This is a genomic window from Moraxella sp. 179-F 1C4 NHS (assembly GCF_045370505.1).
Taxonomy (GTDB): Bacteria; Pseudomonadota; Gammaproteobacteria; order Pseudomonadales; family Moraxellaceae; genus Faucicola; species Faucicola tetraodonis.
This window is the reverse complement of the sequence record NZ_JBIQEC010000007.1, coordinates 38,830-52,016: the sequence shown is the minus strand read 5'-3', so window position 1 is coordinate 52,016 and position 13,187 is coordinate 38,830. Positions and strand designations below refer to the sequence as shown.

Here is a 13,187-nt window from a genome sequence, read left to right as displayed (position 1 = left end):
TAATTTATGACCCAAGCTAGCGTATTTTTTAACAACCGCACCCAAGCTGTGCGCCTACCTGCGGATATGCGATTTGCTGATGACATCAAACATGTTCATATCCGCAAAGTCGGTAACGAACGTATTTTAACCCCTATCAATAACGTATGGGACAGCTTTTTTATTGCCAAAGACCTCGTCAGCGATGACTTTATGGCAGAGCGTAGCAACGCCCCTATCAGCCAACGTGAAAGCTTTGACTAACGCCTAGGAAGCGATGTATGCTGACCTTTATGCTAGACACCAATATCGCCATTCACGTCATCAAACAACGTCCGATTGCGGCTTTAAATAAATTCAACCAATATGCCGCTAGAATTTGTGTCAGTAGTATCACAGTAGCGGAATTGTATTTTGGCGCAGAAAACAGCCAAAATATGGCTAAAAACTTGGTACAAGTGGATGATTTTTTATCACGTTTGATTATCCTTGACTACGATAGCCAAGCGGCAAGTCATTACGGCAATATTTATGCTGACTTGACTAAAAAAGGTAACGTCATTAGCGAAAATGACATGCATATCGCAGGTCATGCCCGTAGCCGCGGCTTAATTTTGGTGACTAATAATCTAAGAGAGTTTGAGCGTGTCGAAGGATTACGGTTAGATAACTGGGTGTCATAAATCATGAAAAAATTATTCACTTACCTGCTATTAACTTTCGCACTCCCCGCCTGTACCCAAACGCCATTGATACCCACACAACCTACTAAACCACCCGTTCAACCATCAATAAAACCCAAAATCGCCCTTGTATTAGGCGGTGGCGGTGCCAAAGGTTTTGCTCATGTCGGCGTCATCAAGGTACTGGAAAAAAATGGCATCACCCCCGACTTAATTGTCGGTACCAGTAGCGGCAGTCTAGTCGGTAGTTTATACGCCAGTGGCAAGTCCGCTAGCGAACTTGAAGACATCGCGACCCATGTTAGCAATAATGAATTGCTCGATTATAGCTGGAGCAAACAAGGCTTTATCGAAGGCATCAAATTACAAAACTGGGTCAATACCCAAGTCGATAATCAACCGATTGAAAAACTCCCCATCCGTTTTGCCAGTGTCGCCACGGATTTAACCACCAAGCAAAAAGCCGTCTTTGATAAAGGCAATACCGGGCTTGCGGTGCGGGCATCCAGTAGCGTGTATGGCGTTTTTGTACCGCCACGTATCAACAATAAACGCTATGGCGATGGCGGTTTGACAAGCCTTGTGCCTGTGCAAACTGCCAAACAAATGGGCGCAGATATTATCATCGCGGTAGATGTTTCAAGCCCGCCAAAAAACAGTCATCCACAAGATTTTTGGGCGCTACTGGATAAGACATTTGCGGTCATCCCCAATCAAGCAAATGCTACTGAAATCAAATTAGCGGACGTGGTGATACGCCCAGCCGTTGGTGATATTGGCACCACTAATACCATAGCCAGAGAGGCGACGATAAAAGCAGGGGAAATTGCAACCTTAGCAAAGCTCAGCGATATCGAGCAAAAAATCGGCAAGTTTCAAAAATTGTAAATAAAAAAACCGCTCAATCATTGAGCGGTGCTATGCTTCGAGCAGTTTTATGCGTGAGCCCTTCTAGGCATTGAGCGCTTATTATTTTACTTTTAAACGATACTTCACCATCGCTACTTCATTAAGACCCAAACCTGGTACATCCCACTGTATGGCTTTATAGTAAGTCATCGGTAGGTTCTGTAGCACGCCATTCATGTTGGTTTTTAGTGGCATATATTGAAAATTGGCACCGTCCATACTGCCGAACGCACGGGTTGGCTCTACATCGCTCGTGCTCACTAACTCCATATTGGCTGGGATGTTCATGGTCACTTTCATGTTGCGGATACGGTCGGGGCTGTTATTGGTTAAGTAGCCGCGATACTCTACGACGTTGCCTGATGCAAGGCGCGTTTGTGCATTGACGGGGCTTAACACTTCTTGACCTTGTGGATCCTGACCAACAACAGAGGCTAAAATGCGGGTTTGAACTTGCTCAGCAACTGGCGCTGAGATAGGTGCAGCTTGATTATTATCAACAGGGTCTAATGCCACCGTTGGTAGCACAGCCATTGCGGCGGCTGATGCCCCAAGTGAGGCGGTCATTAGCGCGAATACTGAAAGCTTTTGCATGAATATTCTCCATTAAATCATGATTTTCAAATGTTCAAAATTGTTGTGTCAGCGGGTGCTAGCGTATTCTCTTTTTTTGGCAGGTTGGCATACACCGCTGATTGGATGGTCAAATAGGTTAATGCTTGACTATAGATTAGCATAACAAACTTTACAATTTAACTCACTAGCAAGTTGAAAGTTACGCGATGAATTTACTAAATACAAACAGCGCAGCCAAAATCAGTAAGATTAGCTATTGTATTTTGTAAGGTTTATTGATAGCCTTATCGTTAGTCTCTTAGCGATGCTTCGCAATCACGCTGTTAAACTTACATGTATGTTTAATTAAAAGAGACAAAAACTTTATCGTGCGCTGTTTGTACGTCTACTTTTTTTATCATGTCTACTGTTATCATGCCAACTTCAACCGATACTTCAGCAAGTTTTACCCATGGCAATGCACCGCTTGCCAATGGCGAAACGATGACTGATAATAACCCTATACTTGCCTATCACGCTATGATTGATTTACCCAATACTGCCCAACAAAATGCCGCTGCCACAACCCCTGCGTATATTACCCCGCCTTATGTATTATGGTTTCGTAACTTTGCGCCCTATATCAATACCCATCGTGGCAAGACCTTTGTCATTATGTTCAATGGCGAAGCGGTCAATCACGACAATTTTAGCCATTTGATTCATGATTTTGCGCTGCTGCATAGTCTTGGCATTAAGCTCGTTCTAGTTCACGGTGCGCGTCCGCAAATTGATGCCAATCTTGCCGAGAACCATATCGAAACACCGATGGCAGACGATGTGCGCATCACTACAAAAGAAGCCATGCCGTACATCCTAAAAGCCGTTGGCTCAATTCGCCTGCAAATTGAAGCGCAGCTATCGATGGGACTTGCCAACTCGCCGATGTATGGCTCTCGTATTGATGCCATCTCAGGCAACTTCGTCACCGCCCGCCCTTACGGTATCCGTCATGGCATCGATTACCAATTTACTGGGGAAGTACGTGCGATTGATGCCGAAGCCATCCACAACAATTTAATCCATGATCATGTGGTGATTTTGGGTAGTATGGGCTATTCTGCGACAGGCGAAGTATTTAACCTGCTGGCTGAAGATGTGGCGCTACAAGCCGCGATTAGCCTAAAAGCGGATAAATTAATTTTCTTGGGTGAGCAAACAGGTATCTATAAAGATGGCACTCACCTGCTTAAAGAGATGATTCCGCATGAGGTGACACGCTTCTTACGTGATGTTCCTGAAAGTTCAGAAATCGCGCGTTTCTTACGGGCAGCCAGCGATGCTTGTCAATACGGTATCCACCGTACTCATATCATCTCCTATGCCAAAGATGGCGCACTGCTTGAAGAGTTATTCACCCGTGATGGCTCAGGGACGCTAATCTCCCATGACCCGTATGAAGAAATTCGCCGTGCCGATATCGACGATGTGGTAGGTTTGATTGAACTGCTAGAGCCACTCGAAGAACAAGGTATTTTGGTCCGTCGTTCGCGTGAGCGTTTAGAGAGCGATATCGAAAACTTTAGCGTGATTGAGCGTGATGGCATGGTGCTAGGCTGCGCGGCTTTATACCCACTCAACGACCAAGCCGCGGAAGTGGCTTGTGTGGCTGTCCATCCCGATTATCGCAATGGTAGCCGTGGCGCAGATTTGATAGCATTCTTAGAGCAACAAGCGCGTAGCCGTGGCATCCATGAACTCTATGTCTTGACTACTCGTACCGCACATTGGTTTGTCGAGCATGGGTTTATGGAAGTCCCTGCTGAATCGCTACCGGCTGACCGCTATGCTTTTTATGACAATACCCGTAACTCTAAAGTATTAAAAAAGGTGCTTTAAAGGTACGCTTTTCAACCCATCATACAAAAAACGCTCAATAGGAATATGAGCGTTTTTTTATAGCCAACTGGGGAAAACTTTAAGATGGGAAAAAACTTAAAGTTTGACGGGTTGGGTCACAGGTGGATTGACTTGTAACAGCTCGATATCAAAAATTAACACGCTATTGGGTTCAATATCGGCATTACCTGCTTCGCCATACCCCAAATTAGCGGGGACAAATAGACGGTATTTACCCCCTTCTTTCATCAACTGTAGCCCTTCTGTCCAACCTTTAATCACTTGATTGAGTGGGAAAGTCACAGGTTCGCCACGTTTATAAGAGCTGTCAAAAATGGTACCGTCTATCGAGCGCCCTTCGTAGTGGACTTTCACTTTGTCCGTCGCTTTAGGCGATTTGCCCTTCCCTTGTGTTAGCACTTGGTATTGTAGACCCGACGCAGTAGTCTTAACGCCTGATTTTTTGCCGTTTTCTAGCAAGAACTGTTTGCCTTTTGCCGCATTGCTAGCTGCTAACGCTTGTACTTCTTTGGCATAGGCAATTTCTTTGTTTTTTTGATAGTCTAGCAATACTTTTTGCATTTGTTTTTTGTCAAGATTGGGCGACTGCGCTGAGTATGCATCCCGAAATCCCTGAAAAAACGCATCAAGATTTAAGTCATCAATACTGTCTTTGTTGCTCTCACCCATCAGATAGCCAAAGCTATAGCCGACTTGTACCAATGCTGGGCTAGTTGCCGTCACTGTGGACTTTGGTACATAAACAGAGGACGCAACTTTGTTTGCGTTAGTGCTTGCCGGTGCGGCATTTGCACTGATTGACGTAACTGCTAACAGCATGCCAGTAGCGATGCCAGTCACTAAACTTACTTTTTTATATCCTAAAATCATTGGGAAGTTCCTTTGCCATAGTGCAGATAGGTAGGGCGAGCGAATTCGATAGTTGCGCTTGCCCAGCTGATTGATATCAACCTAGCTGATGCCAACCCCATCTATTGGGCAGGTTGAGAAGCTGATTGCATGGATTCAATTTGTTGTTGTAGTTGGGCTTGGATATCTGCTGCGGCAGGCTGTGCAGCATCAGCGGGTGGATTGACTTTTAGCAAATCAACATCAAAAATGAGCACACTATTTGGCTCAATACCACCTTGAGGGGCACCTTGCTCACCGTAAGCAAGTTTTGATGGAATGTAGAAGCGATATTTGCCGCCTTCTTTCATCAATTGTAAGCCTTCAGTCCAACCCGGGATAACTTGGTTAAGCGGGAATACCGCAGGTTGACCGCCATGCTGTGCGGTGCTATCAAATACTTTACCGTCTAACAATTTACCTTCATATTGTACTGCTACGATATCTGTGGCTTTTGGCTGCGCGCCGGTACCTTCTTTGAGCACTTCATACTGTAAGCCAGACGCGGTAGTTTTGACCCCTGCTTTTTTAGCGTTTTGCGCTAGGAAAGCCTCGCCTTTGGCTTGGTTGTCTTGTAGGCGTTTTTGGATTTGGTTTTGCTCATAGGTTTGTACCGCTTTAATCATTTCTTCACGGGTCATGGTCGATGTTTTACCATTAAAACCGTCATTGATACCTTGATTGATATCAGCAGGATTGAGGTCTTTGGCGTCTTTTTTGACGTTTTGACCCATCATATAACCTAGGCTATAACCTACTTTTGCCACTTCACTGCTTTGGGCATTGATAGCGGCTGAATTACCCGCCAACTGACGGCTACCGATGGCGGCTACTTGTGGGTCATTGCCAAAACTTTTGATAAAAACGGGTGATAATGCCAAAGCACCTAACACAACTGCTGCCAATACGGGAACTGTATTATTGCTCATAAAATTTCCTATCTGATATGTCCAATTAAGGTCTAATAACTACTTAAAAATCGTCTCAAAATTGTATCTATCATAGCAGAAATAGTTTGTAAAACCTATGGCATCGTCAGGTTTAGGTTTTTTTGTGGGCAAATAGCGGCGATAGCAAAACGGTCTTTAAATTTATACCCTTTTGTTGACCGTATCGGCAGCAGAAGGACTTTCATGGCGCATTTTTACCCCTTTTTTCACCCTATCAACCCGCTAATGATAAATGGGATGAATGCGACAGCAGACTTGTTAAGCCTTGACATAAAGCTACCTTAACTAAAAGTAGCTAAACGTAGAAACAGCGTAAGAAATTTATGGGGTAGCTAAGACAATTAGCTATGCAAATCTTGCAACGGCTGTGACATTTTTTCAAAATGCTTACCCAAAACGCCGCGATAGTTTTCTAAAATTTTGGGTAAATCGGCGTCATAGTCGCCCGTTGGGTAAAACAAGGGCATAAAGCGCATTTGTTTGGTGTTATAGTCCATCGCAATCGGCAAAATTGGTACGCCTGCCCCTACGGCAATATGATAAAACCCTGTTTTCCATTTTTCGGTATAACTGCGTGTCCCTTCAGGTGCCAACCCTAACCAAAGCTGCTCTTGTTGGTTAAATTGCTCAATGGCGGCCTGCAAAGTTGAACCTTTTTTCTGACGGTTAATTGAAATCATCCCACCCCATTTTAAGAAAGACCCGATGAGGGGGAGACGAAACAACTCTTTTTTACCCATCAATTTAAAATCAATGCCAACCGATAAAATGCCCATGACCGCATTCCAGCCATCTTCATTGGAGGTGTGCGGGGCAGCGAGCATCACCAGTTGTTTGACATTAGGTACGTCACCGACCACTTGCCAACCCGTTATTTGTAAGTATTTTGCGGCAAGTTTGGCAATTTTTGGGTCATGACGGCGCGGCACGTTAGACCCAAATTGGCTAGGGTCTACTGGCGTTTGGTTGATATCCATGAATATACTCTTTGAGATACTAAAATTAAGATACTAGGCTAAAATTTTCAGTTTACATTAGTTCACTCAAATTAGCAAATTTGTTGATTGGAGGAATTTATAATAAACTTTTGGGCTGAAGGATGATAATACTTGCACCCAACAATATTACCAAACCGCCAATGCTGTCCCAGTGCGTCAGAGAAACGCCATCGACAAATTTTAGCCATACCAAAGCCGTCGCAATATATATGCCACCATATGCGGCATACACTCGCCCTGTCGCGGTGGGATGAAGGGTCAATAACCATACGAACACGGCGAGCGTGATGGTCATAGGTACAATGAGCCAAAGCGGTTTGTGCTGTTTGAGCATCAGATAGCCAAGATAGCAACTGACAATCTCGGCAATGGCGGTGATAAAGAATAAAAACAGGGTAATCAACAATTTAGTCATATTCGCAGATTTGCCCCATATTAGATGTTAGGCAGAAAGGGAAAGTTGATAAATCGCATCACGAGCGTCATTTTCTTTTGAAAAGTCTAAAGCGTCATAGGATTTATCTACTTGATAATGTTTAAACGTAGCTGATAGCCATACACTTTCAAAAGTACACGCTAGCAGTGTAGGCTTAACGTCAATCATTTTTGCCTAGCCATTAAACCCCAATCTCTGCCAAATCGCCTTTTTGCTCAAGCCATACTTTACGGTCGCTGGCGCGTTTTTTGGCAAGCAGCATATCCATCACGCTATCGGTTGCAGTTGGGTCATCAAGGTCTAGCTGCACCAAACGTCGCGTATCAGGATTCATCGTGGTTTCACGTAGTTGTTCGGCACTCATCTCGCCCAAGCCTTTAAAACGGGTAATTTGCGGCTTTTTATTTTTTGCCACTTTTTTCAAGATTTGCTCAAGCTCGTCATTATCAAGGGCGTACTCCACCTCTTTGCCAATATCAATGCGGTATAGGGGTGGCATGGCAACGTACAAATGCCCTGCATCAACGACCGCTTTAAAGTGTTTGACAAACAGCGCACACAGCAGCGTGGCAATATGCAATCCATCCGAATCGGCATCTGCCAGAATACAGATTTTATCATAACGCAGTTCGCTCAAGTCGTCCGAATCAGGATCAACGCCAATGGCAATGGCGATGTTATGAATTTCTTCACTGGCAAGCACCGTATCGGGCGATACTTCCCACGTGTTCAAAATCTTGCCTCGCAGGGGCATAATCGCTTGAAAGTGACGGTCACGTGCCTGTTTTGCCGAGCCACCTGCCGAGTCCCCTTCCACCAAAAACAGCTCTGCGCCATCTCGCAAATCACCGCGACAATCCGCCAATTTGCCTGGCAGTGCCGGTCCTTGGGTGATTTTTTTACGCTCAACTTTTTTGGCGGATTTGAGCCGTTTGCCCGCTTTGTTAATGGCAAGTTCGGCGATTTGTTTGGCAATCTCCGAGTTTTGGTTGAGCCACAGGCTAAAGCCATCTTTGGCAAAGGCTTGCACCACGCCTGCCGCTTCTCTGCTCGATAAGCGCTCTTTGGTCTGTCCGCTAAATTGCGGTTCGGAGAATTTTAGCGATAAAATATAATTGACCCCATCCCACACATCTTCGGGAGCGAGTTTGACGTTGCGCGGCAGTAGATTGTGCAGTTCACAAAATTCTTTTAACGCGTCAGTAATACCTGTGCGTAGTCCATTGACGTGGGTGCCACCTTGAGCCGTAGGAATCAGATTGACGTAGCTTTCTTGTACAGGCGTACCACCCTCGCTAAGCCAACAAATGGCAAAGCTTAACCCTGCTCGCTCGCCTTTTTTGGCGTCGTAATTAAACACGAATGGCTGTTCTGGGAGGGTGATTTCTTCGACTAGTTGCTCGGTGAGATATTGCGATAGCCCATCGGTAAATTGCCAAACGTCTTTATCGCCGTCAATTTCATTGATAAAAGTAATGGTCAGCCCTGCCGATAACACGGCTTTGGCTTTAAGATGATGTTTGAGTTGTTTGATATTAAATTTTGGTGAATCAAAGTATGTTTCATTGACCCAAAACCGCACCAACGTACCGCGTTTTTTCTTGTTAGAAGACGGCGCAACCGCCAGCGGAGCAACGGCATTGCCATCGACAAATTGCATGGTGAATGCTTCGCCATTTCGCCACACAGTAACATCGACTTTGTGCGACAAGGCATTAACGACTGAAATCCCCACGCCATGCAGACCGCCTGAGACTTGGTAGTTGTCGGTAGAAAATTTACCGCCTGCGTGTAGGCGTGTCAAAATCAGTTCAATGCCCGATTGGTTAAATTCGGGGTGAATGTCAGTGGGCATGCCGCGTCCATCATCTTCGACTGATAGCGAGCCGTCGGTGTGTAGAATGACAGTAATGTTTTTGGCGTGACCTGCAAGGGCTTCGTCCACCGAGTTGTCGATGACTTCTTGGGCAAGGTGGTTGGGGCGGGTGGTGTCAGTGTACATGCCAGGGCGACGGCGTACCGGGTCAAGACCTTCTAATACTTCAAGTGATATGGATGTGTAACTACTCATAACAACCTTAATTTTTTAAAATTTTAAATGATTCATAATAAATAGTAGATATAGCTAGTGGTATGAGATAAACCTATTTTCTAGGCTAAAGCCTGACCTTTCGAGAAAATTTTTACTTAATCAACGGCAAGCCAAACAAGAACAGTATGATTTGCGGTAATTTGGTCTCGAAATCGCTCATACGATGGTCGCCACCCTCTTCTACGATAATGTGGCTTTGGGCATTGCTTTTTTCCAAAGCGCTTTGACTAAAATAATTGACCGCATCTTGGAAATTGAGCAACTCATCGCCTTTTTTCAAAATTACCAATAAATTCTGCGGATTGAGCGATTGTTCGGGGCGATTTGCTACCAACCACTCAATATCTTTTTTGCTAATATGCCAGCCATCAGGGGTCACGTGACCGATATAATCATCGGGCAAACTGTCAAAATCTTCCCCAAAAAAACGCTTGAGACTTGTGCCACTATGCACACTTGGATTGAGCAATACCGTTTTTTTACCTGTCAAATTTGCCAAAATATTGCCATAAAATCCACCGAGCGAACTACCGACCAAACCTGTATTCGGGTCTTTGGCAATAATTTCTTGGATTAAAGCCATCGACTCATTGGGTGAACGATTCAAATCGGGCGCAACAACCTTGATTTGTGGGAAATTTTTGGCACAAAAATCTTTGAGTTTTTGCGCTTTTTCGGCGTTTGGATTGCTATCAAGTCCGTGGATATACACAATTTGCATGGCTTTATCTCAAATTTTTAATTATAGTAAATTATCATATCGACTGTTGTTGGTTTGGCTAACATTTAATCTTAGCATTGCTTGGCTAAAATAGCCATGATGCGAGGTTTCAACACGTTAAAATTTGTCGTGTTAGTTAGATAGCCGTGTTTGGTGGTACTTTTTTGTCTGTGTTATTTGATTTTCCGCCCAGTTAACCCTATCTCTGCATAGGTGGATTACTCGTGCATTTGCATGGCGTAGTCAGGAGTTATCACCGCGATGGAGCAGCAAGAGTTATTTGAGATTGCCAGTCCTTGTATTCAAGTCTGCGAGCTTGATAAACAGGGGTATTGTAAAGGCTGTTTACGCAATCGCACCGAGCGTGACCTTTGGCTTATGATGAATGACTCACAAAAGCGGCAAGTACTTAAGTTATTGACTATCCGAAGACTCAAACGACTGCGTGCCGAGCGTTTGGCGCACCAAACCCCTACTGCGCAAGATGACGAGCTGAATTTAACATTGTTTGAAGATAATGAAAGTAATGTTGACGATTAATTGATTAAATGATTGTAATGTCTACTAAAAAATATTAGGTTGAATGCATGAATAGCTCTTGGTTTAAGCAGGTTTGGCGACTTGCATTAACAGCGATTACGGTATTGATTTTCTTTATGGCAATTCGTGCGCTTTATCATTTGACCAAAACTGTGCACTATCAAGACGTTCTAGACGCTATCGCGCATATTCCTACCTTCCATCTTATTATCGCCGCCATCGTGGTGGCTTTTGGTTATTTAGTACTCACCATTTATGATTTTATTGCGCTCCGCCAAATCGGCAAAAAACTTGATTACCGCCATGTCGCCCTCACCTCTTTTACCGCTTATGCCATTAGTCACACCATTGGACTCAATCTTGTCACCGCGAGTGGTATCCGTTATCGTAACTATCGCCGTTTTAATCTGACTCATAATGAAATTGCCAACATCGTCTGGATGGTGTCGATGGCGTTTACCTTTGGCATTACCACGTTGATTGGGGCGTCTTTGACTAGCCATCCTGAGATTACCATTCAACTATTGTCTGAACTGGATAAATCGCTTGGCATCTTTGATCATACTTTATATGTACGGATGCTTGGCATCACCATGTTAAGTATGATTGCTGCGATTATTGTATATGCTGGCAAGCAAGGCAAACATGTGGTAATTCGCGGTTGGCGCTTTGACTTACCGCCCGCCAAAATTGTGCTGCAACAGATTGCAATTGCCATTTTAGATTTAAGTACCGTGGCGTTGGTACTATATTTACTATTGCCGCCTTCTGAGCATATCAGTTATTGGGCGACCTTTTCTGCGTTTATTCAATCAATGGCAATCGGCATCTTAAGTCATGTCCCTGGGGGATTGGGCGTATTTGAAGTGGTTATGATTACGGCTTTGCCCAAAGTCGATCGGACGCAGATGCTGGCGGTATTATTGATTTTTAGATTACTGTATTACATCATGCCATTTTTGGTTGCCTTATTAGCATTGTTAGCGTACGAGGCAAAGCTCTATTTGAATGAAAATTCTGATAAAAAAAAATAACCTTTTAATTTTTAACACTTTGCATCAAACAAACGTGTTTTCATATATTAAAAGGTTATTTTAAGCGTGTTTAGTACGATCATACCAAATTAAATAGACCTATCTTATTACTTTAGTGTTTAAACTTTTCGGCTAATAAAGGCGATGATAAATAAAATTACCGCTACTGCCAAGAACACATATGCCAAGTTTGCTGATAGACCTGCGACACCACCAAAACCTAAGAAACTCGCAATGAGTGCGATTACCGCAAAAATAATAGCCCAACGAAACATGATAACTCTCCTTTTTTATTGTTTTAAATGTCCTGTTTTTGCACTTAGAAATTTTGCATTAGACACTTTGCATTTTAGTTGTTAAAGCCTGTTAACCTATGCTTTATTGCATGAGTGCATATTAAAATAATTCTATAGCGTTGTAACGAGCACTTTTGTAAGGTTTGTGGCTTTCTCATAGCCTGTGTATAAAAAAGTGCAAAAAAAAACCATGCATGGTTAATGATGTTCATGCTTCTGGTAAGCGTTAGTAAGTATTGCAATGCTGTGTTAATATAGCTGTAGCTTTGTTAATGCCGTCAGATTACTTGTCTTTTGCTCCCGCCCTATGCCTAGACCATAGAATTTAGCCTACAATAAAAATTTACCTCTTTGCATTGATAAGCTCACTGATTGTTAACGCTACCGAATAACTTCCTTAATGGCATTAGGATTTATTTACGTATTCTCAACATTTTGTCCCTAATCCTTACATTGTTGCGGCCGATGATTGTTTTATAATGGCATCTAGGCTTTTAGTATTTCCTTGACCATTATTCTCTTTATAATACTGTCATATTTGGGAATTATACTAACTACCTATATAACTATAGAATAACTATAGACACAAGTATAGCAATCAACAATGAGGAAAAAATTATGAAAAAGTTAGCCACAACACTTACTGCATTAGTCATAGCAACAGGTCTTACCGTGAGTGCCCAAGCAGCGACCAAAGTAACGACTACGACTAAATCGACGACCACACACAAAAATGTAGCCACAGCAAAAGCAAAACCACAAAAAGCCACCACTCAAAAATCAACAAAAGCATCAAAAAATAAGCACAACGCAAAAGCTTCAGCCACGGCTAAAAAAGGCACCAAAGCGACTAAAAGAACGAGCGAAGTAAACATTGATATCCCAGCTGAACTAAAAATCGACGAAAGCAGCAACAAATCTGTTGCGCCAGTCGCGCCTAGAAATGCCCAGTCAAATCCTAGGGTGGTGCCTGTAGCGCAAGTTACCCAAACAGGTCCTGCGGTTCAATCGGTCACCGTGCAACCGGTTGATGACAATACAGCGATTGCCTCAACAACGACAACTGTACCTGTTGACGTACAAACTGTACCCGTTGTAGTAAACCCATAATCGCTAATTGTTAAACGATTTTTATAAAAAAAGATGCCTACGTGGCATCTTTTTTTGTGGCTAATTAGTGGATTGA

The 13,187-nt window shown here is 43.5% G+C and carries 15 protein-coding genes; 7 read left to right on the top strand and 8 right to left on the bottom strand.

Annotated features, from left to right (window positions below; translation table 11 throughout):
- The first annotated feature begins 6 nt into the window (after nt 1-6).
- Genes vapB through ACH0AB_RS05030 form a run of 3 tightly spaced genes read left to right on the top strand, consistent with a single transcriptional unit; the run spans nt 7 to nt 1,550 of the window.
- On the top strand, nt 7-243 hold the full coding sequence (gene vapB / locus ACH0AB_RS05040; protein ID WP_406877414.1) for a type II toxin-antitoxin system VapB family antitoxin: 237 nt from the start codon (nt 7-9) through the stop codon (nt 241-243).
- 17 nt (nt 244-260) lie between these two features.
- Nucleotides 261-662, top strand: a complete 402-nt coding sequence (vapC, locus tag ACH0AB_RS05035; protein WP_406877413.1) for a type II toxin-antitoxin system tRNA(fMet)-specific endonuclease VapC — start codon at nt 261-263, stop codon at nt 660-662.
- A 3-nt stretch (nt 663-665) separates the two neighbouring features.
- Entirely contained in the window at nt 666-1,550 is an 885-nt protein-coding gene (locus ACH0AB_RS05030) for a patatin-like phospholipase family protein (protein ID WP_406877412.1), read from the top strand.
- 81 nt (nt 1,551-1,631) lie between these two features.
- Here ACH0AB_RS05030 and ACH0AB_RS05025 read toward each other — a convergent pair whose 3' ends face one another.
- Nucleotides 1,632-2,165 (bottom strand): hypothetical protein, encoded by a 534-nt coding sequence (locus tag ACH0AB_RS05025; protein ID WP_406877411.1) that lies wholly within the window; start codon nt 2,163-2,165, stop codon nt 1,632-1,634.
- 501 nt (nt 2,166-2,666) lie between these two features.
- On the opposite strand from ACH0AB_RS05025, the gene argA reads away from it, so the two are divergent.
- On the top strand, nt 2,667-4,025 hold the full coding sequence (gene argA, locus ACH0AB_RS05020) for an amino-acid N-acetyltransferase (protein WP_406877454.1): 1,359 nt from the start codon (nt 2,667-2,669) through the stop codon (nt 4,023-4,025).
- Nucleotides 4,026-4,121: 96 nt separating this feature from the next.
- Here argA and ACH0AB_RS05015 read toward each other — a convergent pair whose 3' ends face one another.
- From ACH0AB_RS05015 to ACH0AB_RS04990, 6 genes are all read right to left on the bottom strand, one after another.
- The gene (locus tag ACH0AB_RS05015; RefSeq protein ID WP_406877410.1) at nt 4,122-4,916 is read right to left on the bottom strand and encodes a BamJ family beta-barrel-assembly machinery protein; all 795 of its coding nucleotides are present in this window, start codon (nt 4,914-4,916) and stop codon (nt 4,122-4,124) included.
- A 101-nt stretch (nt 4,917-5,017) separates the two neighbouring features.
- On the bottom strand, nt 5,018-5,863 hold the full coding sequence (locus tag ACH0AB_RS05010) for a BamJ family beta-barrel-assembly machinery protein (protein ID WP_406877409.1): 846 nt from the start codon (nt 5,861-5,863) through the stop codon (nt 5,018-5,020).
- 362 nt (nt 5,864-6,225) lie between these two features.
- Entirely contained in the window at nt 6,226-6,861 is a 636-nt protein-coding gene (locus ACH0AB_RS05005) for a lysophospholipid acyltransferase family protein (RefSeq protein ID WP_096488295.1), read from the bottom strand.
- 97 nt (nt 6,862-6,958) lie between these two features.
- A complete protein-coding gene (locus ACH0AB_RS05000; protein ID WP_406877408.1) occupies nt 6,959-7,297 on the bottom strand; it encodes a YnfA family protein in 339 nt (112 codons plus the stop codon).
- Nucleotides 7,298-7,499: 202 nt separating this feature from the next.
- Nucleotides 7,500-9,389 carry a DNA topoisomerase IV subunit B gene (gene parE / locus ACH0AB_RS04995; RefSeq protein ID WP_406877407.1) on the bottom strand — a complete coding sequence of 630 codons (1,890 nt, stop codon included), beginning with the start codon at nt 9,387-9,389 and terminating at the stop codon, nt 7,500-7,502.
- Nucleotides 9,390-9,501: 112 nt separating this feature from the next.
- A complete protein-coding gene (locus tag ACH0AB_RS04990) occupies nt 9,502-10,131 on the bottom strand; it encodes a YqiA/YcfP family alpha/beta fold hydrolase (protein WP_406877405.1) in 630 nt (209 codons plus the stop codon).
- Nucleotides 10,132-10,392: 261 nt separating this feature from the next.
- Between ACH0AB_RS04990 and ACH0AB_RS04985 the strand changes: the two genes are divergently transcribed.
- Nucleotides 10,393-10,671 (top strand): DUF1289 domain-containing protein, encoded by a 279-nt coding sequence (locus ACH0AB_RS04985; RefSeq protein WP_050325239.1) that lies wholly within the window; start codon nt 10,393-10,395, stop codon nt 10,669-10,671.
- A 47-nt stretch (nt 10,672-10,718) separates the two neighbouring features.
- A complete protein-coding gene (locus ACH0AB_RS04980; RefSeq protein ID WP_203171285.1) occupies nt 10,719-11,705 on the top strand; it encodes a putative bifunctional lysylphosphatidylglycerol flippase/synthetase in 987 nt (328 codons plus the stop codon).
- Nucleotides 11,706-11,824: 119 nt separating this feature from the next.
- On the opposite strand, the gene ACH0AB_RS04975 is transcribed toward ACH0AB_RS04980, so the two are convergent.
- Complete coding sequence (locus ACH0AB_RS04975) at nt 11,825-11,980, bottom strand: DUF1328 domain-containing protein (protein WP_007115844.1); 156 nt, start codon at nt 11,978-11,980, stop codon at nt 11,825-11,827.
- A gap of 639 nt (nt 11,981-12,619) precedes the next feature.
- Between ACH0AB_RS04975 and ACH0AB_RS04970 the strand changes: the two genes are divergently transcribed.
- Nucleotides 12,620-13,111: a hypothetical protein gene (locus ACH0AB_RS04970; RefSeq protein ID WP_406877404.1), complete on the top strand. Its 492-nt coding sequence runs from the start codon at nt 12,620-12,622 to the stop codon at nt 13,109-13,111.
- Nucleotides 13,112-13,187: the final 76 nt, after the last annotated feature.